The organism is Enterobacter cloacae complex sp. 277I4, assembly GCF_050031465.1.
In the GTDB taxonomy this organism is placed as follows: domain Bacteria; phylum Pseudomonadota; class Gammaproteobacteria; order Enterobacterales; family Enterobacteriaceae; genus Enterobacter; species Enterobacter cloacae.
In genome coordinates this window covers 1816316-1831382 of sequence record NZ_JBLGWC010000001.1, presented here as the reverse complement: position 1 = coordinate 1831382, position 15067 = coordinate 1816316, and the positions used below count along the sequence as shown (strand labels likewise).

14 protein-coding genes are annotated in these 15067 nt (G+C 57.1%); 1 reads left to right on the top strand and 13 read right to left on the bottom strand.

The features are described from left to right. Window positions 1-54: 54 nt before the first annotated feature. The 6 genes from ACQG19_RS08720 to ACQG19_RS08695 all read right to left on the bottom strand — a co-directional run bounded on the left by ACQG19_RS08720 (window position 55) and on the right by ACQG19_RS08695 (window position 7159). Window positions 55-297 carry a PTS transporter subunit EIIB gene (locus ACQG19_RS08720; RefSeq protein WP_013097212.1) on the bottom strand — a complete coding sequence of 81 codons (243 nt, stop codon included), beginning with the start codon at window positions 295-297 and terminating at the stop codon, window positions 55-57. A 130-nt stretch (window positions 298-427) separates the two neighbouring features. Continuing rightward, on the bottom strand, window positions 428-2485 hold the full coding sequence (locus ACQG19_RS08715) for a beta-galactosidase (protein WP_246931463.1): 2058 nt from the start codon (window positions 2483-2485) through the stop codon (window positions 428-430). Between the two features lie 29 nt (window positions 2486-2514). Next, the gene (locus ACQG19_RS08710) at window positions 2515-3717 is read right to left on the bottom strand and encodes a glycoside hydrolase family 53 protein (protein WP_047351984.1); all 1203 of its coding nucleotides are present in this window, start codon (window positions 3715-3717) and stop codon (window positions 2515-2517) included. A 2-nt stretch (window positions 3718-3719) separates the two neighbouring features. Then, window positions 3720-4571, bottom strand: a complete 852-nt coding sequence (locus ACQG19_RS08705) for a sugar ABC transporter permease (protein WP_426725862.1) — start codon at window positions 4569-4571, stop codon at window positions 3720-3722. Window positions 4572-4582: 11 nt separating this feature from the next. Beyond that, entirely contained in the window at window positions 4583-5887 is a 1305-nt protein-coding gene (locus ACQG19_RS08700) for a carbohydrate ABC transporter permease (protein ID WP_047351983.1), read from the bottom strand. Between the two features lie 57 nt (window positions 5888-5944). Further along, window positions 5945-7159: an extracellular solute-binding protein gene (locus ACQG19_RS08695; RefSeq protein ID WP_013097217.1), complete on the bottom strand. Its 1215-nt coding sequence runs from the start codon at window positions 7157-7159 to the stop codon at window positions 5945-5947. 321 nt (window positions 7160-7480) lie between these two features. On the opposite strand from ACQG19_RS08695, the gene ACQG19_RS08690 reads away from it, so the two are divergent. Beyond that, window positions 7481-8596: an ABC transporter ATP-binding protein gene (locus ACQG19_RS08690; protein ID WP_029883249.1), complete on the top strand. Its 1116-nt coding sequence runs from the start codon at window positions 7481-7483 to the stop codon at window positions 8594-8596. Here ACQG19_RS08690 and hpxK read toward each other — a convergent pair. The 7 genes from hpxK to hpxU form a co-directional block, all read right to left on the bottom strand. Further along, the gene (gene hpxK, locus ACQG19_RS08685) at window positions 8593-9831 is read right to left on the bottom strand and encodes an allantoate amidohydrolase (RefSeq protein ID WP_246931465.1); all 1239 of its coding nucleotides are present in this window, start codon (window positions 9829-9831) and stop codon (window positions 8593-8595) included. The two genes, ACQG19_RS08690 and hpxK, sit on opposite strands and share 4 nt — an antisense overlap. Beyond that, window positions 9828-11069 carry a pyridoxal-phosphate-dependent aminotransferase family protein gene (locus ACQG19_RS08680; RefSeq protein ID WP_246931467.1) on the bottom strand — a complete coding sequence of 414 codons (1242 nt, stop codon included), beginning with the start codon at window positions 11067-11069 and terminating at the stop codon, window positions 9828-9830. Before ACQG19_RS08680 ends, hpxK begins: the two co-directional genes overlap by 4 nt. Window positions 11070-11082: 13 nt before the next feature. Then, the gene (locus ACQG19_RS08675; protein ID WP_013097221.1) at window positions 11083-11820 is read right to left on the bottom strand and encodes an amino acid ABC transporter ATP-binding protein; all 738 of its coding nucleotides are present in this window, start codon (window positions 11818-11820) and stop codon (window positions 11083-11085) included. Then, window positions 11801-12457 carry an amino acid ABC transporter permease gene (locus ACQG19_RS08670; RefSeq protein WP_020689664.1) on the bottom strand — a complete coding sequence of 219 codons (657 nt, stop codon included), beginning with the start codon at window positions 12455-12457 and terminating at the stop codon, window positions 11801-11803. The genes ACQG19_RS08675 and ACQG19_RS08670 overlap by 20 nt, the downstream gene beginning before the upstream one ends. After that, the gene (locus ACQG19_RS08665) at window positions 12457-13122 is read right to left on the bottom strand and encodes an amino acid ABC transporter permease (protein WP_040021584.1); all 666 of its coding nucleotides are present in this window, start codon (window positions 13120-13122) and stop codon (window positions 12457-12459) included. The genes ACQG19_RS08670 and ACQG19_RS08665 overlap by 1 nt, the downstream gene beginning before the upstream one ends. 4 nt (window positions 13123-13126) lie before the next feature. Then, window positions 13127-13909: a transporter substrate-binding domain-containing protein gene (locus ACQG19_RS08660; RefSeq protein ID WP_130627023.1), complete on the bottom strand. Its 783-nt coding sequence runs from the start codon at window positions 13907-13909 to the stop codon at window positions 13127-13129. 192 nt (window positions 13910-14101) lie between these two features. Then, the gene (hpxU, locus tag ACQG19_RS08655) at window positions 14102-14941 is read right to left on the bottom strand and encodes a MurR/RpiR family transcriptional regulator HpxU (protein ID WP_013097225.1); all 840 of its coding nucleotides are present in this window, start codon (window positions 14939-14941) and stop codon (window positions 14102-14104) included. Between the last annotated feature and the right edge of the window lie 126 nt (window positions 14942-15067).

Sequence of the window (15067 nt, the reverse complement as noted above, 5' to 3'; positions counted from 1 at the left end):
CAGTTTATTCGCCTGTTTCGGGATAGCCATTATTTTGGCTATCCCTTTTTTTATTTATTGATTAAAATGTTCATCTAATAACTGACGTAAGGCATCAGACTGCCTGCCAAATATGGCATGCACCTGCTGGCCAATAATAATTACCCCCAGCGCCCCTTCATTCTGTAATGCCTCTGAGTCAACTTTATTTAAATCTTTTACCGTCACGCGCAGGCGGGTAATACAGGCTTCGACGTGTTCGATATTATCGTCGCCGCCAAACGCGGGAATTAAACGCTGGGTAATTTGACTGTCCATAATACGCCTCATTATATGCAGATAAAAAAATGCCTGCTCGTGGAGCAGGCGTTCTGTGCCTTTTTGCCCGGACGGTGCGGTCTGATGCCCTCACCCCAGTCCTCTCCCACAGGGAGAGGGAGAAAATCAATTACGCTTTACGCCTGAGCACACGACAGTCCCAGGGCAGCAGAGCGGTATCGCCCGCAGCAGCGGCGTCTGTCATGCAGTCGGTATACCCCTGTGGCAGCGTGATGTACTGCTGCTGTGCCGTGTAGTTCTGCACAAACACCCAGGTGGTTTCGCCATCCGTGCGTGCCGTGGCAACCACGCCCGGCGGGAGTTCACCTTCGATGGCGCGCGGTAGTGCCAGCTCGTTGATAATTCCGGCGAAGAAATCGCGCTGGAACGGCAGATCGTTACGTGAAGCGACATGCCACGCCTTGCCTTTACCGACGCGGTTGACCGTTACCGCAGGGCGACCTGCGTAGAAATCATCGCGGTAGGTCGCCAGCACCTGTGCGGACTCAGCGTGGATCAGCTCGCATAAATGCCGCACCTGATACGGCCCCTGCAAACCTGCCGCGTTGCCTGCCAGCCCCTGAATCAGGTTGCGCTCCCCCTCGCCCAGGCACTCGATTTCTTCCGCCCAGATGCCCAGAAGCTTGCGCAGCGGGCCAGGGAAACCGCCCAGATGACAGAGATCGGTCTCATCCACCACGCCGGTCCAGTAGGTCGTCACCAGATGCCCGCCATTAGCCACAAAGGTTTCTGCCCGCTCGGCAAACCCTTCGCGTACCATATAAAGCATGGGGGCAACCACCAGCGCGTAGTCGCTCAGATCGCCGTCAGCGTCAATGACATCCACCGCGATGCCTTTTTCCCAGAACGGACGATAGTGCTCGTTGACGGTTTTTTCGTACTCCATTCCCATATTGCGCGGACCTTCGGCATCATCCAGCGCCCAGCGGTTTTGCTGGTCGAAGACAATCGCCACCCGGGCCTCGGTACGGCAACCTGCGACCTCCGGCAGGCGTGCCAGCATCTCGCCCAGGCGCGTCACTTCACGCCCGACGCGGGTATCCAGATGACCCACGTGGTCGATAACCGCGCCGTGGAATTTCTCCACCGACCCGCGGCTTTTACGCCACTGGAAGTACTGCACCGAATCCGCTCCGTGCGCCACCGCCTGCATTGACGAGAGAATATGCATCCCCGGCTTTTTCAGCTTGCTGGTTGGCTGCCAGTTGGTGGTGCTCGGCGTCGACTCCATCAGCACGAAGGGCTTACCGCCCTTCAGGCTACGCATCATGTCGTGATACATGGCGGTGTAGCAGGCGAGCGCCGTTTCGTCTTTCTCCTTGTGCCACATCGGATAGCTGTCCCAGGAGATAAAGTCGATCGCCTTCGCAAGCTGCCAGTAGTCGTAGTCGTAGAAATACTCCATAAAATTGGTGGTTACCGGCAGTTCCGCATTCGCTACTTTTAGCGGGGCCACTTCATGGCGGCAGAAATCGGTCACCTGTGCGGTATTGAAGCGACGCCAGTCGAGGTTGAGGCCGTGAATCGACACTTCTCCCTGCGGCGCAGGGGACTCTATCTGCGACCAGTCGGTGTAGGTGTGGCTCCAGAAGGTGCTCCACCACGCGTGGTTCAGCGCGTCCAGGGTTTTATAGCGCGCCTTCAGCCAGTCGCGAAAACGTGCCTGACACAGGTGACAATGACATTCGCCGCCGTATTCATTAGAGATATGCCAGCCCAGCACCGCCGGATGGTGTGAATAACGCTCCGCCAGCAGGCGGTTAATGGTGAATGTCTTCTCACGGTACACTGGCGATGACATGCAGTGGTTATGTCGGCCTCCGTGCAGCGCGGGCACCCGGTTGCGCCCGACGCGCAGCACCTCAGGGTATTTTTGCGACATCCACGCCGGACGCGCGCCGCTTGGCGTAGCAAGGAAAATATGAATACCTGCCGCATACAGTTTTTCAATAATATTATCCAGCCACGCAAAATCATATTCCCCTTCACGCGGCTCCAGCTTTGCCCAGCTAAATATGCCCACCGACATCACATTACATTTTGCCTGCTGCATCATGGCAATATCTTTTTCAATAATACCGGGATAATTCTCCCATTGCTCCGGGTTATAGTCGGCGCCATGCAATAACGCCGCGACCTTTGGGCTTAAAGGCGCAAATTTATTCATATTAAAAACGTCCTGAATGAAGATAAAAATTATTTAAATACCGTTATTGATGGCAGCACTTTTCCCTGGCAATCAAATAACGCCTGATTCTCGCGGGCATTCCCCTCTTTCCATTCGTCATGAATATATTTCATGCCGGCTTTGGTCGCCCACGTGGTGCCCGGTACGGCAATCCAGGTCGGCTCCCAATAAAAAATGCCTTTGCCACGGTGGTCCGGAACATCAATAACGGACTGCATTAAATCGTGAATATAATCGTACTGGCCCTGAACGGTACCCGGATAGCCGCCGTCTTTTTCTTCTTTCGCCTGGAAGCTGTTCTCAGCGTTATCGCAGTTGTCCAGCGTATAGCCGTATGCCGCTTCCACCACAATCACGTCTTTGTTATAGCGCCTGCTGATGTCATCCATATTGGCCTTCAGCGCGCTAATCGGGCCGTTCCAGTAGGTGTACATTGACAGGCCGATGATATCGAATGGCACGCCGCGCTTCGCGATTTCGTCAAACCACCAGCGGAAGGTGTCATTTTTAGTCCCTTCGGCCAGGTGCAGCATGATTTTCACCTGCTCGCCGCCGGTCAGATTCTCTTTTAGCCCGCTAATCGCGGCGTTGAGCAGTCCGGCCAGACGGTCAAACTCGCCGCCGCCCTGCCCCCAGCTTTTGCCTTCCGGCCACAGCATGCCGCCGTTGATTTCGTTACCGATTTGCACCATGTCCGGCAGTACGCCCTCTTGCTTAAAGCGGGCGATGGTGTCGCGGGTGTAGTCATGGATCGCCGTTTTAAGCTGCGGGTAGTCCATCTTCTCCCAGGCTTTCGGCTTGAACTGTTTGCCCGGATCGGTCCAGAAATCGCTGTAGTGGAAATCGAGCAGCAGCTTCAGGCCCAGCGCCTTCACGCGCTTCGCCAGCGCAATCGTGTTTTCCAGGTTGTTACTGCCACCGCCATAGGTCTTGCCGCTCGCATCCTGTGGATCAACCCACAGGCGCAGGCGTACATAGTTCACGCCGTTGGCCTTCAGGATCGCAATCGCATCCTGCTGCTGGCCGTTCTGGTTATAGAATTTCGCGCCGTGTTGTTCGGCTTCCAGTAGGGTCGAAATATCCGCCCCCTTAATAAAATCTGCAGGCATGGCGTTAAACGGACGCGTTTTCACCGCGTCGGCAGCAAAAGCACTCGCGGCAAGGCCACATGAGAGGCAAACGGCGAGCAAAGCGGGTTTGAGTCTTTTCATGGTTATCCTTTGGTACTCCCGGAGGTCAGGCCGGAGACGAAGTATTTTTGTAACGCCAGGTAGAGGATCGCCACCGGCACCGCAATCAGGACCGCGCCTGCCGCGTAGGTGGTGTAGCTGGCACCCATTTTTTGCGCCACCAGGTTATAAAGCCCGATGGGTAAGGTGTATTTGTCCGGGGTGCGCAAAATGGTGCTGGAGAGGATGAAATCCCCCAGCGGCCCGGTGAAGGAGAACAGCGCCACCACCGCCACAATCGGCTTCGAAAGCGGCATGATAATTTCGATGAAAATCCGGAAATTACTGGCCCCGTCCATGCGCGCGGATTCATCCAGATCTTTCGGGATGGCATCGAGATAGCCTTTCATCAGGTAAGTGTTCATTGGGATCATGCCGCCCACGTAGATCAGCACCAGCGCCAGATGACTATTGATAAGGCCCAGCAACTGCGACAGCACGAAGATGGCAATCAGCGCCGAGAACTGGGGGATCATCTGCAGCAGCAGGAACAGCATCAGACCGTTCTGGCGCCCCTTAAAGCGAAAGCGCGAAAACGCGTAGGCGGTAAAGCTGACGCTGATTAAGGTCAGTACCATGGTCAGGAAGCTGATTTTCATTGAGTTCCAGTACCAGGTCATGTAGTTCACCTGGCCGTTGAACAGGTCGGCATAGTGCTGCACCGAGAAGATCTCTGGAATAATCGACGAGCTCAGCAGGCTATTACCCGCGTTAAACGACGCACCGACCGTCCACACCAGCGGGTAAATGATGATTATCGAGACCAGCACGATAACCAGCCAGGAGAGCGAGAGGCGAACCCACTTCTCACGTTTAATACTTTGTGATTGAGCCATTGTTCCGTTCCTTACGCCATGTCGTCATTTTTGAACGATTTCGTGGCGCGGAACTGCCACAGCGCCAGCCCGACGACAAAGATCGACAGCAGGATAGTGATGGTCGCCGCAATCGCATATTGCGAAGAGGACATCGTCAGTTTGTAGATCCACGACACCAGGATATCCGTCCCACCCGCATTCGACCCTACCACCGCCGGTCCGCCGTTATTAAACAGGTAGATGATGTTGAAATTATTGAAGTTGAAGGTGTATTGAGTGATCAGAATCGGCGCAATCGAGTAAAGCACCAGCGGCAGCGTGATGGTACGCAACTTAGTCGCGCTACTGGCACCGTCCATGGTCGCCGCTTCGTACAGATCGTCCGGAATGGCCTGCAGCACGCCGGTGGTCATGGCGAAAACAAACGGGAAGCCGAGCCAGGTCTGCATCATAATTAGCGCCGTTTTGGTCCAGAACGGATCGGTCATCCAGGCTTTTGGCGCGATGCCGAAGAAGGCCAGAATGGCGTTGTTGATCACCCCAAAGGAGTCGTTAAACATTCCGGCAAACACCAGGATGGTGACAAAGCCCGGCACCGCCCAGGGCAGAATGAAGATGGTGCGGATCAGCGGTTTAAAGCGCAGATCTTTCTGGTTTACCAGAATGGCCAGCAGCACGCCTACCGAACATTGCAGCGTGGTAGCGAGCAGGGTCCAGACCACCGTCCACTGCAGCACGTCGAAGAAGGTCGAACGCCAGATGGAGAGCGTGAAGATATTGATGAAGTTCTTAAACCCAACCCAGTCCACCAGCTTAGCCGGCGGCGTGTGATAGAGGTTGTAGTTGGTAAAGGCGATGGCAAAGCCGAACAGGATCGGGAAAACCACTACAAACACCAGCAGGATAAAGCCGGGCGTGATCATCAGATACGGGAAGCCGTCGCTCAGCAGCATCTGGTACTGCTTGCGCACGCTGTTAAGCGCAAGTCCCGTATCGCGTTTTCTGCCATTCACCCACGCATCACGCATCGACAGGTACCAGACCATCACGCCAAACGCGGCGATCAGCACGCTGATGATCCCCTCAGCCAGCAGGAAGATAGAGTTGTCCCGCGGCACCTCCTCGCCCAGCGTCACCAGCCCCCACAGCCCTTCGCGCAGAAAATCGGCAAATACGCCGATAAAACTCACCAGCAGTACCAGGAAGATGATCCCTTTCAGCCACTGACGATGGTAGAACTGGCCGAAGCCGGGGATGAACGCCAGCAGCAGGCCGGTCCAGGCATGGCGCCCGGCCCCGTGCGGTCTGGCAAAATTTTCCGGGATGATACTCACAGACAACTCCTTTCAAAAAAACGGGAGAGAGTCCTCCCGTTTTGCGACGGCAGAAAATTACTGGTTGCTGGCCTGCATGGCTTCGATTTGCATCTGGACCTGTTTTTCTGCGCTATCCAGCGCGGCTTTAGGATCCTGTTTGCCGGTCAGGCTCAACTCCAGCGCGGCGTTGGCTGGCCCCCAGACTTCACCCATTTCAGGGATGCCCGGCATGGCAGTTGCGCGCGCCGACTGTACCGCGACGGCACTCGCTTTTTCGTCGTTTTTGATAATCGGATCGTCGATCATCGCGGTAAGCGGCGGGATTTCACGCGTGGCGATGTAGCGCGTTTTCACATACTGCGGCTGGTTGATGAATTCGATAAATTTCTGCGCCAGGGCTTTGTCTTTGCTCCACGTGGAGACAACGTAGCCTTTCACGCCAAGGAAAGAACTCATAGGCTTGCCGTCGGGCAGCGTTGGCAGCGGCGCAACGCCGTAGTTGATCCCTGCTGCTTCATACGGCTGGAATGCCCACGGCCCATTGATCACGGCTGCCGCTTTCTTCTCGGTGAACAGGGAGTCAATGGCGTTCAGACCGTTGTCACCGACTATCCCGGCCGGGAAGATCCCGTCGGCGTAGAATTTTTTAAGGTACGTCACGGCCTCTACCGCGCCCGGCTTGTTCAGGCCAACGTCGCTGGCGTTATAGCCGCCCTTGTCGTTATGACCGAAGATGTAGCCGCCCATCGGGGAAATTGCCCCCCAGCTGTAGTAAATCTGGTCGAACTTGGCGAGCAGGCCGTACTGGTTTTTCGCGCGCTGCTGTTTCGAAAAGTCATACCAGTCCTGCAGCGAATTGAGGGGCTTGTCGATGAGGTCTTTGTTGTAAATCAGCACCAGCGTCTCGACCGCTTTCGGTACGCCGTAGAGGGCATTATCCATTTTGAAGGCATTGATTGAGGCCGGGGTGTACTGTTCGGTCTGCTTAGCCTCCAGATTCAGGGGGGTCAGCAACCCTTGCACTACGGCGCCGCCCAGCTGATCGTTAGGGATCACCAGCACGTCCGGGCCAATGCCCGCCGGGCCATCCAGACGCAGTTTTTCCAGCTGCTGGGCGTAAGGGGTTTCCTGGACGTTGACCTTAACGTCGTACTGTTTTTCAAAGTCAGCCACCGCCTCTTTTATACCGGATGACTTCTTGATGTCTTCCCAGACGTTAAGCTGCGTGGTGGCATGTACCTGCACCGAGAGCGTAGAGAGGATCAGAGCGGCAAGTAGGTTCTTTTTCATTACAAACCTCATGTGAAGGTATAACAATTTTATGGTTGTTATGACATTTAACGCCTTATCTGCCTCATCTAAAATTCAGCAAAATCAGATGCTGCACGTATGACATCAAATATCTTTGGTTTGGTATACGCTACCCTTCACATCATGATAACTCTACAAAAAACTGTAAGTTGTGTGATCGTCATAACATTAATGGAAAATCTGTATAGGGCGCATGAATACTGGAAGTTATAGTCAATACAGACAAATTGCACCGTCCAGCTATGTTGAACCTGATTGTTATACGTAAAACATAGGCAGCGGTTTACTCGGGGAACACTGATGTCAAACATACAGTTAAGGAATGTCACCAAGCGCTTTGGCGACACCGTCACCTTGCACAACGTGAATCTTGAAATTGAAGACGGGGAATTCGCCGTCTTTGTTGGCCCTTCCGGCTGCGGTAAATCGACCATGCTGCGCATGATTGCCGGTCTGGAGGAGATTAGCGAAGGTGAAGTCTTAATCGGTAATGAGGTCATGAATGACGTCGCGCCTTCCCACCGCGGCGTGGCCATGGTGTTTCAGTCCTACGCGCTCTATCCGCACATGACGGTCGCCGAAAACATGGGCTACGGGCTGAAAGTGAATAAGGTTCCAAAAGAACAGATCCGTCACCAGGTGGAGATGGTGGCAAAAACGCTGCAGCTCTCCCATCTGCTGGACCGCAAACCTAAACAGCTTTCGGGCGGGCAGCGCCAGCGCGTGGCAATAGGCCGCGCCATCGTGCGTAACCCGCGCGTCTTTATGTTTGATGAACCGCTCTCTAACCTGGACGCCGAACTGCGCGTCGAGATGCGTCTGCACCTTGCCCGCCTGCATCAGGAGCTGAAAACCACCATGGTGTATGTCACGCACGACCAGATCGAAGCGATGACCCTGGCCGACAAGATCGTGGTCATGAACTATGGCAAGGTTGAGCAGATGGGCGCCCCGATGGATCTCTATTACAAACCGGCAAATAAGTTTGTCGCCGGGTTTATCGGTTCTCCGAAGATGAACTTTCTGCCGGCGACCGTTGAAGCCTGGCAGCCAGGTAAGCTTACCGTCAGGCTATCGCAACAGAAGTCGCTCACGCTCGCGATAACCACCACACCGCTGCAGCCGGGAAGTCAGGTCACGCTGGGCATCCGCCCGGAACATTTAACCACCGACCTTCACCGCGGCACGCGGCTGGAATTTAACTGTGAAGTAGTGGAGCGACTGGGAAACAATACTTACCTGTTTGGGCAATGCTATGGCCATGACAACGTGAAGATCTTGCTGCCGGGCGACGTGAAGTTCGCGCCCTGGCAGAAGATAGACGTGGCGTTTGACGACCATCACTGCATGGTTTTTGACGACCAGGATGTACGGGTGAGCGCTGATATCGAAGATGCGGTGCGTTCGGTGGCTTAACGCGCGCCACCGTCAGCCAGCGCTCTCACCGCCCGCCCAAACGCCTCAATCGCCAGCGCAACATCCTCAGCCATCACCGACTCCGCCGGATGGTGGCTGATGCCCCCCTTGCAGCGCACAAATAACATCCCCACCGGCCAGCGTTCTGCCAGCGCAATGGTGTCGTGCCCGGCACCGCTCGGCAGCGATAGCGTGCGGCCCTGAACCGATGTCACGGCCTCCCCTAACAGCGATTGCAGTCTGGCATCGCAGGGCGTGGCGGCTATCCGGTAAAACTCCTCGGCGCTGAAACTGAGCCCACGCCGGGCTGCGATCTCTTCCGCCTGAATGAGCTGTTCAGTGAGCAGTGCGTCCAGCGGGGCATCCTGCGGGCCGCGAATATCCAGCGATAGCGCCACCTCGCCGGGAATCACATTGACCGCGCCGGGCAGGCAGCGTAACGCCCCCACCGTGGCAACCAGATTGCCGCCGCGCTGTCGGGTGGTGTTTTCAACCTGCACCATCCATTCGGCAGCTGCGGCCAGGGCATCTTTACGGTGAGCCATCGGCACGGTACCGGCATGCCCGGCTTCGCCGGTAAAGAGACAGTTCAGACGCCGCGCACCGTTAATGGCTTCTACCACCCCCAGCGCCAGCCCCTCCTGCTCCAGGCACGGCCCCTGTTCAATATGCAGCTCCAGACAGGCGCTGAAATCGTCCTGATGTCGCGCGGCAAGTGCTACCCGCGCGGGATCCAGCCCCGCCTGCACCATCGCCTGCGCCACGCTTATGCCACTGGCATCACAGGTATCAAGCCAATTCTCCGACCAGGTGCCCGTCAGGCCGCGACTGCCTAACAGCGTGATGCCGAAGCGGGTCCCCTCTTCGTCGCAGAAGCCAACAATCTCGATGGCCTGCGCCAGGCGCACACCCTGCTGATGCAGGCTGTCCACCACCTCAATGGCGGTGAGCACGCCGAGCATGCCGTCGTAGCGCCCGGCATTGCGCACGGTATCCAGATGCGAGCCAAGCAGTATCGCCGGTGCGCCCTCCAGCTGCGCCTCATAGCGCCCGCAAATATTCCCGACGCTATCCTGCCAGACGGTCATGCCCGCCTGGCTCATCCACTGCCCGACGAGCTGGTTGGCCTGCAGATGCTGCGTGGAAAGATAAACCCGCGTCAGGCCGTCCGGGGTTTCGCTGATGGCGGCCAGCGCATCGGCACGGGCCATTACCCGCTCTGCCGCCGGGCTCATTGTGACGTCTCGCGGCGATAATGATCCCACGCGGCCTGCATCGCCGCCCCCTGGGGGGTGGTAAATTTCAGGTAATTCAGCACCGACTCCAGCGCGCTCAGGGTGGTCATTACGCAGTCTTTACGGGCGTTATAACCCATGGTGCCAATGCGCCATACCTTGCCGTGCAGCGGGCCAAACGAGGTGCCAATTTCGATACCGAAATCTTCCAGCATCAGTTTACGCACCTGATCGCCGTTAACGCCCTGCGGGATCACCACGCCCAGCACGTTGTTCATCTTGTGCTTCAGAGCGCCAAAGGTCTCCAGCCCCATCGCCTGAATGCCTTTCAGCAGCGCATCGCCGTGCAGCTTGTGCCGGGCGATGCCGTTGTCCAGCCCCTCCTGCAGGATCAGCCGCGCGCATTCGCGGGCGCCAAACAGCGCGGTGGTAGCTTCAGTGTGATGGTTCAGCCGCTCCGGCCCCCAGTAATCCATCACCATGCCGAGATCAAAATAGTTGGAGTAGATCATCTCCTCGTCGCCGTCGCGATGGGCGTCGGTGCGGATCCCTTCCTCGACGCATTTGCGGCGGCGGATCGCCTCTTCCATGCGTGGGCTCAGGGTGACCGGTGACGTGCCGGACGGACCGCCAAGGCATTTCTGCATGCCAGCGGAGACGGCATCCAGCCCCCAGGCATCGGTTTCCAGCGCGTTCCCCCCCAGCGACGCGGTGGCGTCGGTGTAAAACAGCACGTCATAACGGCGGCAAATCGCGCCGAGCTCGGCCAGCGGCTGCAGCATGGTGGTGGAGGTATCCCCCTGCACGGTCAGCAGCAGACGGGGACGAATACGTTTGATGGCATCCTCCACCTGATCCGGGGTAAACACCTCGCCCCACGGCACCTCGATGGTATGCACTTCCGCCCGGCAGCGGCGGGCGATTTCGCACAGCAGATGGCCGAAGCGGCCAAACACCGGCACCAGCACTTTATCGCCCGGGCGAATGGCCGACACCAGAATCGCCTCAATGCCCGCGCGCGAGGTGCCGTCCACCAGCATCGTCCAGCGGTTTTCGGTGCGGAACACCCCGCGGTAGAGCGCCATTACTTCGTTCATGTAGTGGGTCATCGCCGGGTCGTACTGACCAATCAGCTGGCTCGACATGGCGCGCAGTACGCGCGGATCGGCGTTGATCGGCCCCGGCCCCATCAGCAGACGCGGCGGCGGATTAAGTTGCGGAAATTGAGCGATATCCATTGTTAAGTCCTTATCAGTTGAGGCCGCGCACGGAGGAGATGAACTGCTTCAGTTCGGTGGTCTGCGGGTTAGCGAAAAGCGTTTTGCTGTCGCCCTGCTCCCAGACTTTCCCCTGGTGCATAAACACCACGCGGTCGCCCACTTCGCGGGCAAAATTCATTTCATGGGTCACGAGAATCAGGGTCATCCCTTCTGCTGCCAGCTGCTCCAGCACCTTAAGCACTTCGCCCACCAGTTCCGGGTCGAGCGCGGAGGTGATCTCGTCACAAAGTAAGACTTTTGGCGACATCGCCAGCGCACGGGCAATCGCCACGCGCTGCTGCTGGCCGCCGGAGAGACTCGACGGGTAGTAATCCAGACGATCGCCGAGGCCCACTTTCTCCAGCATCTGCTGCGCCAGCGCCCGGCATTCGGCGGCGCTTTTCTTCAGCACCCGACGCGGGGCGAGCATCACGTTTTCCAGCGCCGTCATGTGCGGGAACAGGTTAAAGTTCTGGAACACCATCCCGACCGAGCGGCTGATTTCACGCGCCTGGGAATCCCGGTCGGTAATGGTCATGCCGCCAAGCTTGATGCTGCCGTCCTGATACCCTTCCAGACCGTTGATGCAGCGCAGCAGGGTGCTTTTGCCGGATCCGCTGCGCCCGATAATCGAAATCACCTGACCCATGTCGATATCGAGATCGACCCCCTTCAGGACATGGTTATCGCCGTAGTACTTCTGCACCTGATTAATGGTGATGAGAGGCATTGAATTTAGTCTCCAGATAACGGCTGTAACGCGACAGCGGATAACACAGAATGAAGTAGCCCAGCGCCACCAGCGCAAAGACCTTAAACGGTTGATAAGTGACATTGGTGAGCATCGTCCCGGCTTTGGTCAGCTCGATAAAGCCGATGATTGACGCCAGCGCCGTGCCCTTAATCACCTGGACGGCAAAACCGACCGTCGGCGCAATCGCAATCCGCAACGCCTGCGGCGCGACCACCCGATAAAGCGTCTGGCCAAAGGTCAGCCCCAGACAGCGCGACGCTTCCCACTGCCCTTTGGGCAGCGCGCGAATGCTGCCAAACCAGATATCAAGCAAAAACGCGCTGGTGTAGAACGTGAGGGCCAGCGATGCGGCGGTCCATGGCGAGACATCGATGCCGAACAGCGCCACGCCGAAGAACGCCAGAAATAGCTGCATCAGCAGCGGTGTACCCTGAAACAGTTCGATATAGCCGCGGATCAGGCGCATGATCATTCGCCCGCCAGTGAGACGCAGCAGCAGCAGCGGCAGGGTCACCACCGCGCCGCCAACAAACGCCACCAGCGACAGCAGTATCGTCCAGCGCCCGGCCAGCAGCAGGTTGCGAATAATGTCCCAGTCGGTAAAGGTGGTCATCATGCCTGTACCCCCAGCCATTTGCGTCCTGCCGCCATCATCAGCTGACGCAGGGTAATCGACAGCGCTAAGTAAATCCCGGTTGTCACCAGATAAACCTCAAAGCTCAGAAACGTTCTGGACTGGATCAGGTTGGCGGCAAAGGTCAGCTCTTCATACGAGACCTGCGACACCACCGACGAGCCGAGCATCACGATAATGCACTGGCTCACCAGCGCCGGATAAATACGCTGTAGCGCAGGCGGTAACACCACGCGAATGAAGGTCTGGGTGCGGGTCAGCCCCAGCACGCGTCCGGCCTCCCACTGCCCTTTGGGTGTCACCTGAATGCCCGCCCGGACAATCTCCGTGCTATACGCGCCCAGATTGATCACCATCGCCAGCAGTGCCGCCTCACCCGCCGTCATCTTCAGCCCCATATTGGGCAGGCCAAAGACGATAAAAAACAGCTGCACTACAAACGGCGTGTTACGGATAATCTCCACGTAACCGCCCCAGATCCGGCTAAACCACGTCGCCCGCCCGCTGCGAATAGCCGCCCCGAAAATACCAATCGTCAGACCGCCCAGGGTCGCCATCACCGTCAACTGGATGGTGACCCACAGCCCGGCCAGCAGCGCGGGCCAGTGCGGCCAGAGCTCAGAGAAATGGAGTTGCTCTGTCATTGCCTTACACGCCAAGGCTTGCCGGCAGCGGCGCCTTGAGCCACTGCTCAGAGAAGCCGTTCAGGGTGCCGTCTTTAATACCCTGTTCAATCAGCGCATCCACTTTCGCCTTCAGCGCTGGTTCATTTTTCTTCAGCCCGATAAAGCACGGTGAATCTTTCAGCATAAAGCTCGGCACCGGAGCTTTCTCCGCATTCTGGCGCGAGATGGCCGCCACCACGAGGTTGCCGGTGGCCACATACTGTACCTGTCCGGACAGATACGCCGACAGCGTGGTGTTGTTGTCCTCATAGCGTTTTACGTCTGCGTCTTTCGGCGCCAGGCTGGTCAGCACCATGTCCTCGACCGCGCCACGCGTCACGCCGATGGTTTTACCGCTCAGGGCGGCGGCATCTTTCAGCTCTGCGCCTTTCGGGCCAAACACCCCGAGGAAGAACGGCGCATAGGCGCGGCTGAAATCGATCACCTTTTCACGTTCCGCATTCTTACCGAGGCTTGAAATGACAAGGTCAACTTTGTCGGTTTGCAGATACGGCACGCGGTTGGCGCTGGTCACCGGGACCAGTTGCAGCTTGACCTTCATCTGTTTGGCCAGATAACGCGCCATATCAATGTCATAGCCCTGCGGCTGCAGATCGGTTCCGACCGAGCCAAACGGCGGGAAATCCTGCGGCACGGCAATGCGAATGGTGCCGCGTTTTTCAATATTTTGAAGCTGGTCCGCCTTTGCCGACAGGTTAGTGAAGAGACAAACGGCCCCGGCCAGTGCAATCAACAATTTTTTCATGGTGCTTCCCCGTAACGTTAACATGAAACAAAAGATTCTTTGAATTGAATTTTGCAACTAATGTGCCAGATAAAGCGAAACGCGGGATTTTGTTGTAAAGCCTGATAAAATAAAGGCGGGGCGAAAAAGCTCTCTCTTTTTCGCCCCGCCTCACTGCACCATTTCAATGCAAAGCACCACACCGATGCCCCATTATCGTTGTTCGAGCTCGTCCAGGTGCTGATACAGGGTGGCGATCTCATGAATGCGCGGACGGCCTTTATCGAGGATTTCATGCAGGAAGGCGTTTGCCAGCAGGTTGATCAGGCTATTGACCGAGGCGTAGCTGTCATAGGCTGAGACGCTGTCCAGCGGAGCGCAGAGCTGCCAGCTCGCCAGCGGAAACAGGCTGTGCGCCTGCGGCTCGCACATCAGCAGCACCGGAATACCACTGCTCTGAAGCTGCTGCAGCAGCGGGCGGATAATGCGCGGTCGGCGACGAAAGGCCATCATCACCACCAGATCGTCAGGGGTGAGATCCACCAGCTCTTCGCTCAGGCTCTGACCGGGCTGCGGCAACACCAGCACCTGCCCGCGCGCCTGCAATAGCTGCTGACGCAGGTGCAGCGCCGCGGGATAGGCATTACGCATCCCTATAATGACGATGCGCTTCGCCTTAACCATGCACGCCATCGCGTCGGCAAACTGCCGGGCATCCAGGGCATTCACCCACTGGGTCAGGTTAGCCATCTCCTGCTTATAGTGACGCGCCAGCAGCGTATTGCCCTGCACCGCGTCGCGGTTGTCCGTCAGCGGCATACCGCTCTGGCGCAGGGTACGCAGCTCATCGCGCATGTCCTTATACTTCTCATAGCCCAGACGCTTAAACAGGCGGCTCACCGTGGCTTTCGACACCCCGCTCAGCTGTGCCAGCTCGGCGCTGTTGTAGCTGATCAGGTCGTCGAAGTGATCGAAAATAAAATCCGCCACCCGCTGCTCCTGCGGCGACAGTGACGCGTATTGTGCTTTCAGTCGTTCATCAAGCTGTTCCATAACGCCTCTGTAACGTTTGTTTCATCTCTCGCTCTCTATTCATTAAGCATGCCAGCTTATCAGCCGGGATGACATGAAACTTTTCTTTCATACCTGGAACAGCTTTTGCAGCGCCTTGTGACTTTC